Origin of the sequence: Photorhabdus sp. HUG-39 (genome assembly GCF_963878365.1) — a bacterium.
In the GTDB taxonomy this organism is placed as follows: Bacteria; Pseudomonadota; Gammaproteobacteria; order Enterobacterales; family Enterobacteriaceae; genus Photorhabdus; species Photorhabdus kayaii.
Map to the genome: position 1 here is coordinate 69,355 of NZ_CAWNWY010000012.1, position 19,325 is coordinate 88,679.

17 protein-coding genes and 1 tRNA gene are annotated in these 19,325 nt (G+C 40.2%); 2 read left to right on the top strand and 16 right to left on the bottom strand.

The annotated features are described in order from the left end of the window. Nucleotides 1-76 precede the first annotated feature (76 nt). From AAC155_RS10150 to cspE, 16 genes are all read right to left on the bottom strand, one after another. A complete protein-coding gene (locus tag AAC155_RS10150; RefSeq protein ID WP_113042034.1) occupies nucleotides 77-862 on the bottom strand; it encodes a class I SAM-dependent methyltransferase in 786 nt (261 codons plus the stop codon). Between the two features lie 155 nt (nucleotides 863-1,017). Then, nucleotides 1,018-1,668: a protein phosphatase CheZ gene (gene cheZ / locus AAC155_RS10155; RefSeq protein WP_113042035.1), complete on the bottom strand. Its 651-nt coding sequence runs from the start codon at nucleotides 1,666-1,668 to the stop codon at nucleotides 1,018-1,020. 9 nt (nucleotides 1,669-1,677) lie between these two features. Beyond that, on the bottom strand, nucleotides 1,678-2,067 hold the full coding sequence (cheY, locus tag AAC155_RS10160) for a chemotaxis response regulator CheY (RefSeq protein WP_011146127.1): 390 nt from the start codon (nucleotides 2,065-2,067) through the stop codon (nucleotides 1,678-1,680). 196 nt (nucleotides 2,068-2,263) lie between these two features. Next, nucleotides 2,264-3,316, bottom strand: coding sequence for a protein-glutamate methylesterase/protein-glutamine glutaminase (locus AAC155_RS10165; protein WP_113042036.1), 1,053 nt, complete (start codon nucleotides 3,314-3,316; stop codon nucleotides 2,264-2,266). Next, entirely contained in the window at nucleotides 3,309-4,196 is an 888-nt protein-coding gene (gene cheR / locus AAC155_RS10170; RefSeq protein ID WP_113042037.1) for a protein-glutamate O-methyltransferase CheR, read from the bottom strand. The genes AAC155_RS10165 and cheR overlap by 8 nt, the downstream gene beginning before the upstream one ends. Before the next feature lie 6 nt (nucleotides 4,197-4,202). Next, nucleotides 4,203-5,837: a methyl-accepting chemotaxis protein gene (locus tag AAC155_RS10175; protein WP_113042038.1), complete on the bottom strand. Its 1,635-nt coding sequence runs from the start codon at nucleotides 5,835-5,837 to the stop codon at nucleotides 4,203-4,205. Nucleotides 5,838-5,890: 53 nt separating this feature from the next. Next, nucleotides 5,891-7,585, bottom strand: coding sequence for a methyl-accepting chemotaxis protein (locus AAC155_RS10180; RefSeq protein WP_113042039.1), 1,695 nt, complete (start codon nucleotides 7,583-7,585; stop codon nucleotides 5,891-5,893). A gap of 170 nt (nucleotides 7,586-7,755) precedes the next feature. Then, entirely contained in the window at nucleotides 7,756-8,253 is a 498-nt protein-coding gene (gene cheW / locus AAC155_RS10185) for a chemotaxis protein CheW (RefSeq protein ID WP_113042040.1), read from the bottom strand. 57 nt (nucleotides 8,254-8,310) lie between these two features. Then, the gene (gene cheA, locus AAC155_RS10190; RefSeq protein ID WP_113042041.1) at nucleotides 8,311-10,350 is read right to left on the bottom strand and encodes a chemotaxis protein CheA; all 2,040 of its coding nucleotides are present in this window, start codon (nucleotides 10,348-10,350) and stop codon (nucleotides 8,311-8,313) included. A 2-nt stretch (nucleotides 10,351-10,352) separates the two neighbouring features. Next, nucleotides 10,353-11,354, bottom strand: coding sequence for a flagellar motor protein MotB (gene motB / locus AAC155_RS10195; RefSeq protein ID WP_113042042.1), 1,002 nt, complete (start codon nucleotides 11,352-11,354; stop codon nucleotides 10,353-10,355). Then, nucleotides 11,351-12,238 carry a flagellar motor stator protein MotA gene (gene motA, locus AAC155_RS10200; protein ID WP_113042043.1) on the bottom strand — a complete coding sequence of 296 codons (888 nt, stop codon included), beginning with the start codon at nucleotides 12,236-12,238 and terminating at the stop codon, nucleotides 11,351-11,353. The genes motB and motA overlap by 4 nt, the downstream gene beginning before the upstream one ends. 136 nt (nucleotides 12,239-12,374) lie before the next feature. After that, nucleotides 12,375-12,956, bottom strand: coding sequence for a flagellar transcriptional regulator FlhC (gene flhC / locus AAC155_RS10205; RefSeq protein ID WP_112895065.1), 582 nt, complete (start codon nucleotides 12,954-12,956; stop codon nucleotides 12,375-12,377). A 3-nt stretch (nucleotides 12,957-12,959) separates the two neighbouring features. Next, nucleotides 12,960-13,310: a flagellar transcriptional regulator FlhD gene (flhD, locus tag AAC155_RS10210; protein WP_112895064.1), complete on the bottom strand. Its 351-nt coding sequence runs from the start codon at nucleotides 13,308-13,310 to the stop codon at nucleotides 12,960-12,962. A gap of 2,250 nt (nucleotides 13,311-15,560) precedes the next feature. Next, nucleotides 15,561-15,794, bottom strand: a complete 234-nt coding sequence (locus AAC155_RS10215; protein ID WP_113042044.1) for a hypothetical protein — start codon at nucleotides 15,792-15,794, stop codon at nucleotides 15,561-15,563. Between the two features lie 901 nt (nucleotides 15,795-16,695). Further along, nucleotides 16,696-17,394, bottom strand: a complete 699-nt coding sequence (locus AAC155_RS10220; protein WP_191214824.1) for an MgtC family protein — start codon at nucleotides 17,392-17,394, stop codon at nucleotides 16,696-16,698. Between the two features lie 454 nt (nucleotides 17,395-17,848). Next, on the bottom strand, nucleotides 17,849-18,061 hold the full coding sequence (cspE, locus tag AAC155_RS10225; RefSeq protein ID WP_011146114.1) for a transcription antiterminator/RNA stability regulator CspE: 213 nt from the start codon (nucleotides 18,059-18,061) through the stop codon (nucleotides 17,849-17,851). A 484-nt stretch (nucleotides 18,062-18,545) separates the two neighbouring features. Between cspE and AAC155_RS10230 the strand changes: the two genes are divergently transcribed. Further along, nucleotides 18,546-19,052, top strand: a complete 507-nt coding sequence (locus AAC155_RS10230; protein WP_113042047.1) for a YlaC family protein — start codon at nucleotides 18,546-18,548, stop codon at nucleotides 19,050-19,052. Nucleotides 19,053-19,196: 144 nt separating this feature from the next. After that, nucleotides 19,197-19,272: transfer RNA gene (locus tag AAC155_RS10235), tRNA-Asn, on the top strand. The last annotated feature ends 53 nt before the right edge of the window (nucleotides 19,273-19,325 follow it).

Consider the following 19,325-nt stretch of genomic DNA (forward strand, 5'->3'; position numbering starts at 1 on the left):
CTGAAAAGCCTGCAAAATAATACTCCCTTGATATCTTCCTCAGTTGGTATAGAGAAGCTGATCGCTATTTCTGACATTATTCGTTTCCAGAATTAACCTGCTTAACAACCATAAACAGTTGGCTTTCATATAAAATTGCCAATTTCCCCTCAAATTGATATTTATCCACCAGCATTTTTAATCTTTCGATAAATAACTCACCGTGAACAGCTAAAGCACGTTGCACTTGAGTCGATGAACGACTCATCCCGATAAAAGCTTCGCTAGGAATAGGCATACTCCAATGGGTATTGAGTGTAATACGGAGGGCATTTTCATGCAGGAATACCGTATTCAATTCCTGCGCATAGTCAAAATCCCGATAGTGACGGCTATAGTTAGGGCTTAATTCTTCCAGCAGATTTTCATACTCATTCAGAAATTCACTATGCCGGTAATCTCGGTTATTTTGCAGGATCGCTATGATGCCATTATCCGCCAAACTGTTTCTGACCAGATTTAATACCGTTACCCGATCCATCCATTGAAAAGATTGTGCTGCCATGATCAGGTCAAGATTACCTACATTGGCGAGATGCTGTTCAGCACTGCCATGTAACCAACTGACCCATGGCAGTTTCTGTTTACCGGTGTCGATCATATCCTGCGAAATATCAATGGCAGTGTAGTGGTGTTGCTGACCAAGCAGATTTGCCAGCCCCCCGAGAGCAATGCCGGTTCCAGCACCAATATCGACAACAGACAGTGCCCTGTCTTTAGGCAGCCAGTGGCAAATTTCACGGAAAAGTGCCTGCGGGTAACGAGGGCGGTAGCGATCATAACCTTTAGCCAAACCATCAAATTTTTCTTTATGCTGTGTCATATTATCCTCTGCTCCTTCTCTTTGAGTGATGGAGTTTCGGGCAATTGATTAAAAATGTAATTGAGACAAACTCAGTAAACCGGTTTTCAAACAGATGAAGAGCCAGTTGAGCTGGCTCAGTGTACATGTATTCAGCGGCCTCTTGCCACGTTTATTCAGAAACCTAAGCTATCCAGTAGATCATCAACCTGAGCCTGATTAGCAATAACGCCCACGCCGTTTTGGTTCACCTGCGGACCATTTAGTAAGCTGTCAGCCTCTTTCTTAGTTTTCGCCATCTGGTCAGCCGGTATGTTTTCCATTAATACCATCACCAACTGTTTTTCTATTTCCTGAATAACATCCATCATCCGCTTGATAACTTGACCGGTAAGATCCTGAAAGTCTTGTGCCATCATGATCTCCAGCAGTTGAGCATTAGTGAAAGCAGTATGTTCAGGTACCGAATTGAGGTAATTCCGGGTATCCATAACCAACGAGCGTGCCACAGGCATCTCAACTGGGTTTTCAAACCACTCATCCCAACGTTTTTTCAGTAATATTGCCGATGACTCTAACTCATTCTGACGAGGTTGCGCCGCTTCAACGCAATTAAGCGCCCTTTCCGCCGCCTGCGCTGTCATCTGCACAACATAGTCCAGGCGTTCTCTCGCATCGGGTATTGCCTCAGCAGCTTGGGCAATGGTTTGATCCAATCCCAATTCACGTAAACTATCACGCAACATACGCGTAAGCTGGCCGATACGGCTGATAATTTCACTGGCACTAATGGTCTCATCCCTTGGCATGACTGGATTTACACTCATTATGTCTCCTTAGAGGCCCAGTTTTTCAAATATTTTGTTGAGCTTTTCTTCCAGAGTAGCTGCGGTAAAAGGTTTAACAACATAGCCACTGGCCCCGGCTTGTGCGGCTGCAATGATATTTTCTTTCTTCGCTTCTGCGGTCACCATCAAAACCGGTATCTTAGCCAATTGGGCATCTTCACGAATGATTTTTAGCAACTCTAAACCATCCATATTGGGCATATTCCAATCAGAGATGATAAAGTCAAATTGCGATGCACGAATCTTAGCCAGAGCTTCTGCCCCATCTTGAGCTTCTTCTACATTATTAAAGCCCAATTCTTTTAAAAGGTTACGAACGATGCGACGCATGGTTGAAAAATCATCAACCACCAAAAATCTCAGATCCTTATTCGCCATAAAAACTCCTTGAAATTATTTACCAGTCAGCACAGAGCCGCTTAAAAAATATTAAATTTATACCCGTTATCTTTCAAGTTGCCTCTTTGTTGGCTGCACTCGCTCACCCCAGTCACATAGTTTGCTATGCTCCCGGGGATTCACTCCCTTGCCGTCGCGATGCATCTTGAAATCTTTAGTGTATATCCGATAGCCGTTAAATACGGACAGCTTGCCCCGAGCTTATTTTTGCCAGCATTCTCTTGCTCATTTTGAGTATATCCATCACCTCATCTACCGCCCCCATTTGTATTGCCGCTCTTGGCATACCAAATACCACACAACTTGCTTCATCCTGCGCCAATGTGTACGCTCCCGCTTGCTTCATCTCTAGTAAACCCGCTGCGCCATCACTGCCCATGCCGGTCAGTAACACTCCGACAGCATTCTTCCCGGCAAATTTAGCAATTGATCGAAACAACACATCTACAGACGGACGATGACGATTAACAGCTGGTGCATCGGAGATCAGAACCTGGTAATCAGCACCATTACGACATAGTTCCATATGGCGATCACCCGGAGCAATGTAAGCATGCCCCGGCAAAATCCGTTCACCATTTTCAGCCTCTTTTACGGTAATTTGGCTAAGTTTATTCAGTCGTTCAGCAAAAGAACGGGTAAAACCAGGTGGCATATGTTGAGTAATAAGTAGTGCCGGGCTAGTGACAGGTAACGGTTGCAACAAATTCTTTATTGCTTCCGTTCCTCCAGTAGAAGCGCCTACTGCTATCAGTTTTTCACTGGATAACAAAGGTTTAAAACTTAAAGGAGCAGAACTTACGGGTGTGATTACTGGTACAGATAATTTAGCCTGTGCTGCTGTCCGTATTTTCTCCGCGATAAGTTCACTGTAAGCCAGCATGCCTTCACGAATACCCAATTGAGGTTTGGTTACAAAATCAACAGCACCAAGTTCCAATGCCCTTAATGTGATTTCAGAACCTTTGGCTGTTAGGGAAGAGATCATAACCACCGGCATTGGCCGTAAGCGCATTAATTTTTCCAGAAAATCAATACCATCCATGCGTGGCATTTCAACATCCAGTGTGAGTACTTGTGGATTATGCTTTTTAATTAGATCACGTGCTACCAGTGGATCTGGCGCACAAGCCACTACCTCCATATCCGGGTGACTATTGATGATCTCTCGCATGATTTGACGCATAAGCGCTGAATCATCGACACAAAGAACAGTTATTTTATTCATGACCTCTCCTTGCCCGGCCTACACCGTAAACGGTCTGTCCTTGCAAGTAGAATTCCCGGCTTATTTGAGTGACATTTTCAGAATGCCCTGCAAAGAGCAATCCATCGGGTTTTAACAAAGCAACAAAATGGCGCAGTATCCGTTCCTGCGTCTTTTTATCAAAATAAATCATAACATTACGGCAAAAGATGGCATCAAACTTCTCTTCAAATGGCCAATTGGGATCTAACAGGTTTAGATGCTGGAATGTCACCATGTCAGCAAGTTGGGGCCGGACACGAGCATAACCCTCATAAGATCCAATACCTTTAAAAAAGTAACGTTTTCTCTGTTGATCGGTCAGTTGACGCAACTCATCCAGTCGATAAACCCCTTTGCGTGCTTTTTCCAATACATGGGTATCAATATCACTGGCAATAATTTTTGCCCGGTGAAAGCGCTCCCCTAAGGCATCACTTAGCGTCATTGCAATCGAATATGGCTCTTCTCCTGTCGATGCCGCTGCACTCCATACCCGGTACGATCCATTTTTTTTACTTGCATGTTTAGCTAACAGAGGAAAATGATGAGCTTCCCTGAAAAACGCCGTCAGGTTAGTTGTCAATGCATTGATAAATTCCTGCCACTCCTCACTATTCATGTCATTTTCAAGAACGAACAGGTATTGCCCAAAATCACGTATTTCAAGGGTACGCAAACGCCGAATTAAACGGTTGTAAACCATCTCCCGTTTATGTGCAGCCAGCACAATACCCACACGTTGATATATGAGCTGGCAGATGCGCTCAAAATGCGCATCTGACATGGTGTAACGCTGAATCATGTGATGCAGTGGCGAAGATGGCAAACTTGTCACTGAAGCAATTAAATTTGATTTCATCTGGCCTCAGCGAGTCTGATTGACTGCCCCTTCACTATCCGCAGACTTCAGCGTCAGTGAAAGTTCATTTTCAAGCTTATTTTCTGAATTATTGGGTAACTCAAATTGTGCCACTATTTGCACCAAAATATCGGCCTGATCTTCAAGTGCCGCCGCCGCCGCCGCAGACTGTTCAACCAATGCCGCGTTCTGCTGAGTAACCTGATCCATCTGTGTAACAGCTTGTGCTACTTGATGAATTCCCCGGCTTTGTTCATCAGATGCCGCAGCAATTTCAGCCATCAGATCCGTGACCTGATTTACAGAAACGACCAATTCATTCATGGTCTTCCCTGCATGACTAACCAACTCGGAACCTTGGCTTACCCGCTGAACGGATTCACTAATTAATGTCTTAATCTCTTTCGCTGCTTCAGCACTTCGCTGAGCGAGATCCCTCACTTCACCAGCAACAACAGAGAAACCTCGGCCTTGTTCACCTGCCCGTGCGGCTTCTACTGCCGCATTCAATGCCAAGATGTTGGTCTGAAATGCAATACCATCAATGACGCTGATAATGGCACTGATTTTCTGTGAGCTATTGGCAATTGCATCCATTGTTTCCACAACATCCACTGTCAGTTCGCCCCCTTTAGAGGCTGTTTTCGATGCAGATACCGCCAATTCACTGGCCTGGCGAGCATTTTCCGCATTCTGACGCACAGTTGCAGTCAGTTGTTCCATACTGGCTGCCGTTTCTTCCAGTGATGCAGCTTGCTCTTCAGTGCGGGAAGAGAGATCGGTATTACCCTGAGTAATTTCCTGAATACCGTTATACATCAAGTTAGTATTCTCTTTTACCAAAGTAATGGAATTAACCAGTGAACGTTGCATTTCACGTAATTTTAGGAACACTTCACCAATTTCATCTTGAGTGAAAACAGAAACTTCTTTATTGAGTTTTCCTTCCGCAACATTCTGGAAGTGGCTACGCATATTGGCAAAAGGTCTGAGCAGATTCTTTTTCAACCACCAATGAGCCGCCCAGGCAACAACCAGTACCATTAATATCGCACCTGCAAACATGGCAACTGAAATTTGGTAATAAAGACGACCATCTTGAACGGCGGTTGTAATCTCCTCACCGATATATTGCATATAATGATTGAAATCAGATTCAAGTTGCTGCTGATACTTTTCTGTCGGCTGGTCTAAGAATGCATCATAATTACCACTTTCTAAAAAAACCGAGAGTTCTCTAAGGGCTTTGATATATTCCTTATAACTGGTTTCTACCGAGGCCAGCAATACACTACTACCATCCTCGTCATTCAATTTAGGCAGCGCAATAAACTCAGCAAAATGCATCTCAGCCCTATCTAAGGTCTCCTTAACATTAGCAACCATACTGCCAATATGATCCTCAGATTGTTGCAGCGTTTTCCCCACAGCGATTCGATTAAGTGTATTACGCGATTGCAGCAAAGCTGCCCAGCTCAACCCTAAGGTATCCCTCTTCTGTGTTCCCAGATCAATCCGTTCAATATAAGACTGATCTGCGCGAATGATTCCAAGTGATAAACCACTTGAGATTATCTGCATTACACAAAACATCATCAGTAACAGATATAAACTGGTTGATATACGAAGCCTGCCTAACATGTAATCACCTCTGTTAACGGCTGCATGTGCAGCCGTAGTTATCGCTTAGTGTTTTAAAATGTTTCCCAATTAGCTTGTTCTTCCACATTGTTGGCTTTCTTCAACACCAGTGGATTCGATTTAGCAGGAGAAGTCTTAGCCACAGGCAAATGCTCAATTTTCATTTCGGGTTGAGATTTATTGTCAAGATTCGGCAATTGGAACAGAGAAACTAGTTTCTTCAATCCAGCAGCTTGATCTTCCAGTGCAGCAGCAGCAGCCGCGGATTGCTCAACTAAAGCAGCATTTTGCTGTGTTACACGATCCATTTCGGAGATAGCCAGACCAACCTGAGTTATCCCTCTGCTTTGTTCATCGGATGCAGATGCAATTTCACCCATAATGTCAGTTACACGGGTGACCGAACTGACAATGTTATTCATTGTTTCACCGGCGCTTTCAACCAAGACAGAACCGGTATCTGCGCGGCTTACTGAATCTTCTATTAATGTTTTGATCTCTTTTGCTGCCTCGGCACTACGCTGTGCAAGGTTACGCACTTCTCCTGCCACAACAGCAAAACCTCGCCCATGTTCACCGGCACGTGCTGCTTCCACTGCGGCATTCAGCGCCAAAATGTTAGTCTGGAACGCAATAGCATCAATAACACTGGTAATATCGGAAATCTTCTGAGAACTACCGGCAATTTCACGCATTGTCTGTACAACATTCGCCACGACTTTTCCACCCTGGCGTGCAACTTCAGAAGCACTATCAGCTAAGTTACTTGCCTGACGAGCATTTTCCGCATTTTGGCGTACAGTTGCTGTCAATTGCTCCATACTGGCGGCGGTTTCTTCCAAAGAAGCAACCTGTTCCTCAGTGCGAGAAGAAAGATCATTATTTCCAGCAGCAATTTCGCTGGTTCCGTTATAAATACTTTCACTGCTTTGACGAACACTACTGACAGTAGTGATAAATTCTTTTTGCATATGCTTCAAGCCAACAGCCAGCGTACTCATCTCATTTCTGCCTGAAACAGTCACATTTTGTGTCAAATCACCGGTAGAAAGTGCCTTAATGTTCTCCAATAATTTGTTTAACGGATTCAGCAAACTATGTTTAATGCTAACCCAACTAAAAATCATGGCTGAAACCAGAATCAGCATGATAATACCCAACATAATCACCGCATTTCTGTAAGAGATACTTGCATCAAATACCACATCAGAATAGAGATGATCGTTTTGGGTCAAATAGAAGTTATATTCTTCCTCAAAAGCACTCTGATATTTGCCCGTTGGCTGGTTGAAAAATTCTACCGCCCGATCATGCTCAAGCAGAACAATAAGTTCATGAAGCGCTGAAATATAAACATCATAGGCTTTTTTAAGGCGATTAAGACTTTCTGATTCATGAATAGGCAATTTAGCGGTCTGTTCGTATTGTTCAAAACGCTGCTCTGCGATAGAGAGGTTACTTCTGGCATCTGTCAGTAACTGCTCCAATGTGTAGTAATTATCGACTCCCTCATCTTTTTTCATCATGTAACGAATGCCAGCACGGTTCAAGTTGTTACGGGCCTGTAACAAATTAACCCAAGTGTCATTCAAAAATGTCTGCTGTTCCCGCATTTTATCCAGTATTTCTAGATTTTCCTTGTTACTTTTCAACTCATGGAAGAAAAGCCCTCCAGATATAAATTGCAGAGCACCAAATAATATGATGACCGCCATCAGTCCGGTCACTATTTTCATTCGGTTAAACATGTTTTCCCTTTTTACAATAGATCAGCATGGCTCTGTTATCGGCATCATCAAAGGAAACTTTACTGGTCGTATAAAAGAAATTTGAATATTTTTTCTGATGAAATTAACGAGGGATAGACAAAAAGTAGCTGCCATCTGTCGATGTCGATGATGGCAGTGATATTTAATGATTAACTTTTAGCTACTGAATCTACCAGAGCCATCTCTTCACTGTTAAGCAGCTTCTCAATATCCACCAAAATCAGCATGCGATCATCAAGTGAACCCAATCCTGTTAGATATTCGGTAGATAATGTTACTGCAAATTCAGGTGCCGGACAGATTTGCTCAACTTTGAGCGATAAAACATCCGAAACACCATCAACTACAATACCCACCACCCGGTTTAACAGATTCAAAACAATAACAACGGTATTATCATTATAGGTTACCGTTTCCTGAGCAAATTTAATTCTCAGGTCAATAATAGGCACAATAACGCCACGCAGATTGGTTATCCCTTTAATGAATGCCGGCGTATTTGCAATACGGGTAACCTGATCATAGCCCCGTATCTCCTGTACTTTCAGTATTTCGATACCATACTCTTCATCACCTAGGGTAAAAACTAAATATCCTTCCCCGGCAGTTTCTCCTGACAATTTATTAAACGCTTCTATGGCCGACATGATCTTACCTTTTACTGTGAGATTGACGATTTTTCATGGGGCTCCCCCATTCAGTGCTTATTTTTTTGCTAATAACTCAGCTTTGTTGAATGCCAATTGGTCATGATTGAGTTGCTGCAAGGCAGAAACATCAATAATCAACGCCACACTGCCATCACCCATAATTGTGGCAGCGGAGATCCCGGGTACCTTGCGATAGTTACTTTCGATATTTTTCACAACCACCTGATGCTGCCCAACTAATTGATCAACCAGCAAGGCATAACGACGGCCAGCACTTTGTACAATCACAATAATCCCTTTCGTCGGATCTGTTTTTGCATCAGGAATATCAAAAACTCGATATAACTTAATGAGTGGCAAGTATTCTCCTCTGACATGCAATAATTTTTCATCTCCCGCCAAGGGATAAATATCTTCTTCCTGCGGTTGAAGAGAACTTACTACCACACTTAACGGCAAAATAAACACTTCGTCATTCACTTTCACTGACATACCATCAAGGATTGCCAGTGTCAGAGGTAACAAAATCCGCGTTACTGTCCCTTTACCTGCTTGGAAGTTAATCTGGATTTGCCCTCCCATTTCCTGAATATTTCGCTTAACTACGTCCATTCCTACACCGCGGCCAGATACATCTGTTACAACTTCAGCCGTGGAAAAACCAGGCGCGAAAATCAACATCGCAACCTCTTCGTTACTCATGTTTTCACTGACTGATAGCCCTTGTGATGTCGCTTTGGCCAGAATCTTTTCACGGTTCAACCCGGCGCCATCATCCACAACTTCAATACAAATATTCCCGCCCTGATGTTCAGCAGAAAGTGTCAAGTTGCCCGTTTCAGATTTGCCCACAGCAAGCCGAGCTTCTGGTTCTTCAATACCATGATCTAGACTGTTACGGACTAGATGAGTCAGCGGATCAATAATGCGCTCGATTAAACTCTTATCCAATTCAGTGGAATTGCCAACCAAAGTTAGATCCACTTTTTTATTCAGCTTGCTAGCAAGATCCCTGACTAAACGCGGGTAACGGCTGAACACATATTCCATCGGCATCATACGGATAGACATCACAGATTCTTGCAAATCTCTGGAATTTCTCTGTAACTGAACCATGCAATTTAGCAAATCGCCATGCAAAGTCGGTTCAAGAACGTTACAGTGCTGAGCCAACATAGATTGGGTAATAACCAATTCACCAACCAGGTTTATCAGTTGATCAACCTTCTCAACCGCAACCCGAATACTGGAAGATTCTGCCCGTTGACGTGGCGATCCAGCCGGTGGTATCGGCGCAGGACGCCCGGCAGGCGATGTGGAACCTTTCTCCGGCGTAGTTGTTTTAACGACTTTAGCTGTATCTTTATTTTTAACTTTGCCTTTGGGTTCAGCTACCGGCAAGAAAGTGATCTGTTCCGGTTCAATAACAAAACAGAGAACTGCCGTGATATCATCCTCTGTGGCTGATGTTACCAATGATGCTTCAACACTATCCCTAGTCTGTTCAGCATCATAAACCTCCCCCAGATTACTCAGCTCATCAAGCATCAGAGAAACTTCACGCTCTTTCAGACCAGAAAGATGAACCCGAACTCTACCTTGCTGATTTTCAGTCGCAACAGGCTCCGATTTTAATTCTGGTTCAGATTCAGTCACCTCTGGCATCACCGCATCTATGACAGACTCAACCTCGCCTTCATTCTCTCTCTGTACTTCCAATGCAAGCTGGCGCAAAGTCTCACAGATGTAGGTAAACGCACTTTCATCCGGCTCCTGAGAACTTTTATAGGCATCCAACTGTTGCTGCATAATATCTTTCGCTTCTAAAAACAGGTTGATAATATCAGTCGTCAGACTCATTTCATCTCGTCTGGCGCTGTCCAGCAAATTTTCCAGAACATGCGTAGTTTGCTGTAGTTTGATAAAACCAAAAGTCGCAGCGCCACCTTTTATTGAGTGAGCACTACGAAAAATAGCATTCAATTGCTCCTGATCTGGCGCATCAGGATCGAGCTGCAATAGATGCTGCTCCATATCCTCCAGCAATTCGTCTGCTTCATCAAAAAAAGTCTGATAAAACGCGGTAATATCCATCGTTACTTTGTCACCTTGGTCGGTACACGATTAGGCTCAGCACCCAGCGATGCTGGTGTTGGCTGGGCCAATACTGTGATTTCATTGGACTGTTGTGTTGGCCTACTTTCAGCCGAATCCTTTCCAATCACCTCGTGAATTTCCTTACTATCATTAATAATCAAGGAATCGCTGCCGGTGTTTTGCTGTTCAATCCGCTCTTCCGCTTGTTTATTGAGCACTAAAATACTGATGCGACGGTTAACCGGTGCACTGGCATCTTCCTGTTTCAGACGAACCGTTGAAGCCATACCAACCACCCGCAATATCTTTACTTCATCCAGCCCACCTATCAACAGCTCTCTCCTTGATGCATTCGCCCGATCTGCGGAGAGTTCCCAGTTACTGTAACCACGCTCACCATTAGCATATTTCAAGTCATCGGTATGACCTGATAGGCTGATTTTATTGGGAATATCGTTCAAGATTGGTGCAATAGCCCGCAAAATGTCACTCATGTAGCTTTCAACTTTTGCACTGCCAACCATAAACATTGGCCGGTTTTCCCGGTCAATAATCTGGATACATAACCCTTCATCCATCATGTCAATCAACAGATGTGGACGTAATGCTTTAAGGCGAGGATCCGTAATGATCAATTGATCAAGTTGCTCACGCAGCCTATTTAATTTGCGAGCCTCATCATTAGCTTCAACAACTTCAACCTGACGCAGAATATCGCCTTCCTGATGAAGCACATCTTCCCCTCCTCCTGGAATAGGATTCGAGCTATCACTGCTACGCTCCCCTTTATTAATTGCAACTTGTAACGGGGTACGGAAATATTCTGCAATTCGAGTCAATTCTTGTGGACTGGAAATTGCCAACAGCCACATAACCAGAAAAAATGCCATCATGGCGGTCATAAAATCAGCATAAGCAATTTTCCATGAACCACCATGATGTTTGATGCCATTCCTTTTACGTCTTTTTACCCTAATGACAGAGACGTTACGCGCCTTCATACCTGTTCTTCAGTTTCTTGTTGAACAGGTGATTTTACCCGGCGAACATGTTCTTCCAACTCAGTGAAAGAAGGGCGATCTGTGAGGTACAGTGTCTTACGGCCAAATTCAACCGCAATTTGTGGAGCATAACCATTCAGGCTGGATAATAATGTCACTTTAATGCATTGCATCATTTTAAGATGTTCACCGCTGCGCTGACGTAACAATGTTGCCAATGGCGAGATAAAACCATATGCCAGCAAAATACCGAGGAATGTCCCAACCATTGCATGAGCAATCAGCACGCCAAGTTCTCCTGCCGGGCGATCTGCCGAACCCAAAGCATTAACAACCCCCATAACAGCAGCGACAATACCAAAAGCAGGAAGAGAATCTCCAACCATCATCAAGCTGGTTGCCGGAATCTCGCTTTCCTGCTCATAAGTTTCAATTTCTTCATCCATCAAAGCTTCAATTTCATGGGGATTCATATTGCCACTCACAATCAATCGCATGTAGTCAGTGATAAAATCCATCAAATGCTTATCCTTAAGCAAACGCGGATACTGGGTGAAAATATCACTCTGCTGAGGATGTTCGATATCTCGCTCTAATGCTAAAAGACCATGCATGCGAGATTTTGCTAACAACCGAAAAAGCAACGCCATCAGATCCATATACATCACCTTGTTATATTTAGATCTACGCATTACCTTTGGCAAAACACGTAATGTTGCCTTAATCGCTTTTCCGTTGTTACCAACAATGAAAGCACCGATACCAGCACCAGTGATAATTAAAAATTCAGCGGGTTGATAAAGTGCGCCCAAATGACCACCTACAATCAGGTAACCACCGATTACCGCACCAAAAACTACGATATATCCTAAAAGTACTAACACGCGATATCCTTTAGCTAAGTTGGTGAGCGGATGGGAAGTTGAGCAGTTTGAATCCAGAATGGTTGTGGTTTCAATACAGGTTACAGGAGGAAAAAGTAAAATCTGTAACCTGTAGGAATAATTTTCCCATTTAAATTCACACTGCGTGCTGAGCAAGTCCATCCAGCAGTTGTGAATTAGTATCGGCAGACTCAAAGGAAAGTTTACGTTTTTTTACTGCACGTGATGGAGGTTGGCAAAGGCTACAAACAAAGCTATTCACAGGTTGATGAGCATGAGTAATAAAAGTTCCACCACAGGTCCGACATTGTGAAGGTTGCAACATGCCACTGTCCACAAAACGTACCAACGTCCAGGCACGAGTCAACGCCAAAACCGGTGCGTCCCCTTCAACAGGAGGACATTGTTCAAGATAGAGTCGATACGCTTTAACAACAGCCTCTACACCTCCACAATAACCACTCTTGAGTAAAAAACGATAGGCATTATAGAACATCGATGAATGAATATTCTGTTCCCACGTCATAAACCAATCTGTTGAAAAAGGCAGCATCCCTTTGGGCGGGGGACTCCCCCTCAATTCTTTATAAAGTTTAATTAGTCGCCCTCTGCTCAATTGTGTTTCACTTTCAAGCATTTGTAACCGTGCCCCCAAAGTGATGAGTTCCATCGCCAATTGTATATCCTTAGCTTCTTGAACTATACTTTTCTCGGCCATCTTTTATGCTCTTTTTTTCACTGACGTATCGTCTTTCGAAAATAACTTCTGAAACAAATGAGTAGATAACAAAATGCCTGTATGTATTTGTTGTAAATCATCCACTCGAGATTCCCTAGTAAGCTGCTGAATAGTTTCACTGTCTTCGAACCGGAAATTACAGACTAATTGATTAGTCTCAGCGAGCTTGACCAACTGAGGTAATGTCAATTCAGACAACGTATCAGCCATAGAATCGCTAATACCTAAACGGAACATCGCTGACGCTTTTTCATGGTTAATTAATCGCTGAGCTAAAAGCAAATACGATAAATTTATGTCATAAATATGTTTGAGCAATTCAACCGTACTCATTTCTCTATCCCGTCCGATTACATTAAAAAATCAGTTAAGTGTTCGAAAAACCACTCGTGACAAAATTCCTAAAATAGCTTAGGGATTAATAATCTCTTACATAACTAAAATATACAGGCTTAGTCAGAGCAGTAACCATCCTTTGTATTACTTTTGATTCATCTTACTTCAAAAATATTACGGTAGTGAGTTGAAAAAGTATTACTGCGTTACCTGATATAACATTTTTCATTAGCGATTAAGAATATTCTTAATGCAGAACAACTTTACTCCTGAATCATCAACTTATACAACGGAAAGAGGGCGCAATTTTAAATACTATGTGACATAACTCACAAAAACAAGGGCTTTTAATATGCATTTAATCGATGAATTGTTCATTAACTATTCAAACAATTAAATAAAATCCGAATTCTCAATTTTAATAAGTTAAATTATCTAAATAAAAATATTAGATATATTTTTTGATTTTATACGATCTATTAAACTTATAAATTTAAAATAACGATAAAAAATCCTATCCTGAGTCAAACTAACACTAAAAAAGACAGTTTTATCCCTGAGTAATAAGTGTAAACAATAATCTTATTCTGAGATTCAGCATCTCCGCTTGTACGATAAAACAGATTAAGTTTATGTAAAATTTGGTTGCAAAAAAGATACTGGTATGATCACTTTTCGTTTAGATTTGCACCTTTTTTAACCAAAAGGCTTAACTGAAAATACATACCACCATGCACAGATAACACTAACCATACAAAAATAGCATAAAATACAGTAAGATAATGAATAAAAAAACAACTATAACAACATTTTATTGATTATATAACAATCAATATCCAGCATAGAGATAGCCAGAAAAATTGGTCTATTTCGACTCCTGACAACCCAAATAGCAATAAAATTAATTAGAAAAACTTATCAAATGTTGTATCTCATAATATAATAATACGCAAAACCCCTCTATTGATTACTTTATCTTTTTCATCTTTAGTCTTCATACCTCAAATTAATCATTAATTAAATTCACACATTGGCAATATATATATTTTAAATATATTAGGTATTTTAAACTAATTGAATGTGATTTATTATCCTTACAATCTGCTTTAAAATTCTATAAGAGATACAATTCCAGAAATAAAACTTCCAACCCACATAAATATATAACTTTGTTAAATATCTATCATAAATTAAATTACCACTCTTTATATAATACAAGAAATGAATAGTTTACACATTAATATTTAAATAAAAACACACGCTATTTCCTAATTCATATTCTTATGATACAAATCAAGTGAAATATTAAAAGTTATTTTTTCCATTTTTCATTATTTCATGTAATATTTACGACCATCATCCCAAAAACATTATTTATACACATAAAAAACATAGCTAATAATGTCATTAACATATATCAAAAACGTCATTTTCTTAAATGATAAGAATAGATAAAACAATTAACTCTATAGGAACAAAATAATTAATTGAGATTTACCGCAGAAATAACTAATAGGAATAGAGATAAAAATCAATATCATTTCCTGCTAGAATAATGAAATCAATAATCATTGGTGATATAAATATCCTGATATTCCATAAAAAAGATGAAAAAAATAGGATTTTGATAAGAAATTTATTTTCTCATATAAATAATAGTGATAATTTTCCGAGTAATTATAACTATTCCTCAAATATGACAGTTAATGCAACAACAGATTACAACCTAACCTAATCACAGAAACACTCTCAGAACAAAGGCACTAAACCCAATAGTTCATCAAACAAGAAGGAATATAGCTATCGAGAATCATTATCAATTATGTAATCAATAACACTAGAAATGTATCTGTTTTTTGGACAAAACACATCCTTTATATGAACAATATATAAACAAAAGATACCTGAAAAAATAACAATTCAATACACTAATCTGGCTAAAATAAAACCTAATGAACAAAATTTTTCACTAAAAAATTATAAATATCAACATATATATCTATAAAATAAAAATGAAACAAACTAGCTCCACCAGTGCCATAGAATATCCAACATTTTTAATACCTCATTTATAATGATCTTCTCAGGAACGGTTTAATCCATTTTACCTCAATGTAAAAAAACCAAGAAATATCACATATCAGATCTTGTACTAGTAAATGAATATTTTGCGCCAAAAAGAATGGAATAAAGGCTCTGGTAACCAACATTGAAAAAACATTCCAAAATTCAAACTTGCCGTTATATTCAAGCAGTTGATAATACTCCCACTCGCCTCTCTTCTCTTAACGGCCCTTCATTTGACACCCCTAAATTCTTATCAAGCCTAGTAATATCTATCGCTTTTTTTGCACTATCTGTACCTTTGCTAACAAAAAATCCTACATCAGCGTATCTCAATACCACAGCACCATTAACGTTATCATCAAGAAACCAACTGTATGCCCGTTTCTTTTGCAATACAGGATTTTTACGATACACAATTTGTTAAATACCAATCTGATTTCATTTCTCAAGATTCAGTCACCATCAACTCTGTTTGTTAGAATGCTAAAATAACTTTGAATTCTAACCCTACATCATGACAAATCCTGACGGTAATAGCAGAATTATCCCCGGTAAGAACTCCTGCTGCTGTGTTACCCTTTCTTAATACAGAAATAATAGGGACCACACTCCCCTCCACTGGATCACGAAAAGTTAGCAACTCCTGTAATATCATCACTCTTTCATCACCATAAAGATGACAAACGTTTTTACTTTATCATCGGATAAATATCGAACTGTTAAATTAATACTCTAAAATTTTGTCTGATGGTAACCATCAGCCACTTCCATTATTTTTTCACGACATTCTCCATCAAGCAGAATTATTATCTATTTTACTCTTATATAAGAACAAACTTAGATCACTTCTTCTACTTAACCTTTGAAAATAATTGATATTTTCACTGAAAATTCTGAACAATAATGAACAACTGATGGAGAACCAAATTAAATATCAACTCATCAATTTTTCTGTACCCGCGTATGATACCTATATCAGGTTTACCACGGCTAAATTCTGATATGAGAATAGCAATGTTCAACAATCAGTCCAGTGACAAAACCAAGGCTAAAAATACCGCATCGAACGATTTTTACCTAGAGAAGCGTTAATCAGCAAGAACATCATCTCTCCTGGTACAAGATATTCGATCAGTCATTCTTAGTACCAGGATCTGCAAAATTACAACACAGTGCTAAATGATTTCTTAATTGACGTTGCCTAACCGAAAGAACACACCATAGGCAACGTTTTGTTTGTTTCTTATGACGAAACGCCATTCGTCAACGGTGATTCCTTATCAAACTAGTGATTGATGTTTTACACAAAAGATTTTCAGATCGGTAGTTCAGAAGCAATTTTCCAGTTTATTGAGCTAACGCTCTTTTCCAGACTTATACGACAAACAATTGCTTCTATCTCATTTTGCTTATCCAGTGTTGCTAACACTTCAACGCACACTTCAAATTTTCCAGATTGAACTCTATCAGCGAAACTCAGTGATTTTAACCTCACAGCTACTCCATTAAGAGCCTGTAATACCAAAGTTCTCACCAAAATTTCGTCATCATTGTCACACACTACGTGAATTTTATAACACTGTACTTGATCAATGGCCTGCTGCCTGGGTTGTAAATTAATACGTTGGGCTGCCTCACGTAACAATATATTTGCACAAAGAATAATGGCAGTTGCTATCGCAGCTAGCCAATATTGCCCAAGACCACACAGCACACCAATTCCAGCAGAACACCATAAGGTTGCTGCGGTATTTAATCCACGAATGTTCATACCTTCCCGCATAATGACACCCGCACCAAGGAAACCAATGCCTGAAACAACTTGTGCAGCAATACGACCAGCACTATCGGGTGAAGTTGTTATTGAACTGAGGATAAAAACTGCTGCACCGGTCGCAACTAATGCATTGGTTCTTAAACCTGCCATACGTTGACGCCATTGGCGCTCAGCACCAATTAATGCGCCAAAGCACATAGCCGATAATAAATGAAAGACAAAAGGAGTTATTAACATGACATTCTCCATACAACAGAATGGATAAATAATCATGTGCATTTATTTTGCACACAGAAACGTATGCTGAATGTTTAATTCAGCCCTACTTTCTGTCCATACCAGGAGGTAACAAAGCGTAAATATATAACAGCATAATAAAAACCCAATATACTATCCCGGCTACTTGACCAAGTACCGGATAACACCATTCTTTGAGTAAGTACAGCTCAGATATTTTGAGTGGTACTGCCCGCTTTATTTGGCAAGCAGCAAATCGAAAGGAAATAAATAGCTTGCCGTTTTATTGTCTATTTAGCTGAAAACTTTGACTATCCAATGGCTATCTCTCCAATAAAATTCGTACAAAGTATAATCAGGAGTAATTAATAAGTAAAGAAAGATATGACTTTAGCAAACAAAAAGCCCGCCACTATGGGGAAAATAGTGACGGGCTTCAAAATCATCCAAGCAATTAGATAGCCATTACGTTTGCTGCTGCTGGACCTTTAGCACCATTTTCAATGGTGAATTCTACGTTCTGGCCTTCTGCTAAAGTTTTGAAACCGTTACCCTGAATGGCAGAGAAGTGAACGAATACGTCTTTGCTACCGTCAGCTGGGGTGATGAAACCGAAGCCTTTAGACTCGTTGAACCACTTCACTTGACCTTTCATTTTGTCAGACATTGTGACTTTCCTATATATCAAAAAAATTTTGCCACCATTGGGCATGTATTGGCCAGTTATATCAGCTATTACTTATGGAGGCACTAAGAAGGAAACGCGTCAACAAAGGCTATCTGAGGATAACACTTACACATAACTCATTAACTCAAGATGTCGTACATAAAGTAGGTCTGTTTATCAGGCCGGCTGCATTAACTCATGATAGAAAAGGAATAGCAACCTTTTTATGCATTGGTGTTTTAAAAAAAATATTTATGCTCATTATTAATGCAATAATTTAACAAACAATGTCATTAGTTACAAATTTTTTTGATTTATTCAACCTTTATCTTAATGAAAGCATTAGAGTTAATCTTAATCAATAACAATTTTCAGATTAAAATAAAACAACTGATCTACGTAAGATCACCTCCCCCATGCTAACCTTAAGAGCAATATAGTTATGAAAATATTTCACTTTTCTTTTGCTTAATCAGGTCAATATATGAATATCATTAAACAGATACTGATTCAGGATCTTGAACGAATCAACATCGAAGAACAACGTGATGGTAAACCCCGTTTTAACAGCCAATTTATCAGCAACCATCCTTATCTCTGCCTGGCTATGCTTGTATCCTACCTGTTTCTCGCTGCACTTATCTGGTACGCCCCATATTTTAGTTTACTTTCACTGCTAGCTTTTACAGTACTCTTCATTATTATGTCGGCGGTTTTATTACTCGAAATCAAACCTGTGTATCGGTTTGACGATATCGGCGTACTTGATCTACGGGTATGTTACAACGGCGAATGGTTCGTCAGCGAAAAAATCTCAGACGGTGCAATCAAAGAGCTTTGTTCCCACCCTCATGTTCCATTGGTAATAAAAGATGAAATCAAGCGCATTATACAAATGAAAGGTGAAATTCATTTTTATGACGTTTATATCATGGTGTTTCCTGAACAATCACATATAGCAACATCGTTACCGATCATGAATAGCCGATAATGAACAAAAGTACTCAATTTCAGTGAAATAGCACAGTTATAAGACAATGCGCTCATATGGCAAGCAAATAATAAACTAGTAAGCTCTTTTGCGTTGACAGTGTTTCAATTGATCGCTAATATCCGCCCCGTTCTCAAGAACGATTCCTCCATAGTTCAGTCGGTAGAACGGCGGACTGTTAATCCGTATGTCACTGGTTCAAGTCCAGTTGGAGGAGCCAAATTCAAGCCTGGAGATACTAAAAAGAATCTCTAGTACGCATGGAATAGCTAG

Bases quoted from the DNA above. Each gene is read 5' to 3' on its own strand.
- AAC155_RS10150 (WP_113042034.1), bottom strand. From the start codon at position 862: ATGACACAGCATAAAGAAAAATTTGATGGTTTGGCTAAAGGTTATGAT.
- cheZ (WP_113042035.1), bottom strand. From the start codon at position 1,668: ATGAGTGTAAATCCAGTCATGCCAAGGGATGAGACCATTAGTGCCAGT.
- cheY (WP_011146127.1), bottom strand. From the start codon at position 2,067: ATGGCGAATAAGGATCTGAGATTTTTGGTGGTTGATGATTTTTCAACC.
- AAC155_RS10165 (WP_113042036.1), bottom strand. From the start codon at position 3,316: ATGAATAAAATAACTGTTCTTTGTGTCGATGATTCAGCGCTTATGCGT.
- cheR (WP_113042037.1), bottom strand. From the start codon at position 4,196: ATGAAATCAAATTTAATTGCTTCAGTGACAAGTTTGCCATCTTCGCCA.
- AAC155_RS10175 (WP_113042038.1), bottom strand. From the start codon at position 5,837: ATGTTAGGCAGGCTTCGTATATCAACCAGTTTATATCTGTTACTGATG.
- AAC155_RS10180 (WP_113042039.1), bottom strand. From the start codon at position 7,585: ATGTTTAACCGAATGAAAATAGTGACCGGACTGATGGCGGTCATCATA.
- cheW (WP_113042040.1), bottom strand. From the start codon at position 8,253: ATGTCGGCCATAGAAGCGTTTAATAAATTGTCAGGAGAAACTGCCGGG.
- cheA (WP_113042041.1), bottom strand. From the start codon at position 10,350: ATGGATATTACCGCGTTTTATCAGACTTTTTTTGATGAAGCAGACGAA.
- motB (WP_113042042.1), bottom strand. From the start codon at position 11,354: ATGAAGGCGCGTAACGTCTCTGTCATTAGGGTAAAAAGACGTAAAAGG.
- flhC (WP_112895065.1), bottom strand. From the start codon at position 12,956: ATGGCCGAGAAAAGTATAGTTCAAGAAGCTAAGGATATACAATTGGCG.
- flhD (WP_112895064.1), bottom strand. From the start codon at position 13,310: ATGAGTACGGTTGAATTGCTCAAACATATTTATGACATAAATTTATCG.
- AAC155_RS10220 (WP_191214824.1), bottom strand. From the start codon at position 17,394: ATGTTAATAACTCCTTTTGTCTTTCATTTATTATCGGCTATGTGCTTT.
- cspE (WP_011146114.1), bottom strand. From the start codon at position 18,061: ATGTCTGACAAAATGAAAGGTCAAGTGAAGTGGTTCAACGAGTCTAAA.
- AAC155_RS10230 (WP_113042047.1), top strand. From the start codon at position 18,546: ATGAATATCATTAAACAGATACTGATTCAGGATCTTGAACGAATCAAC.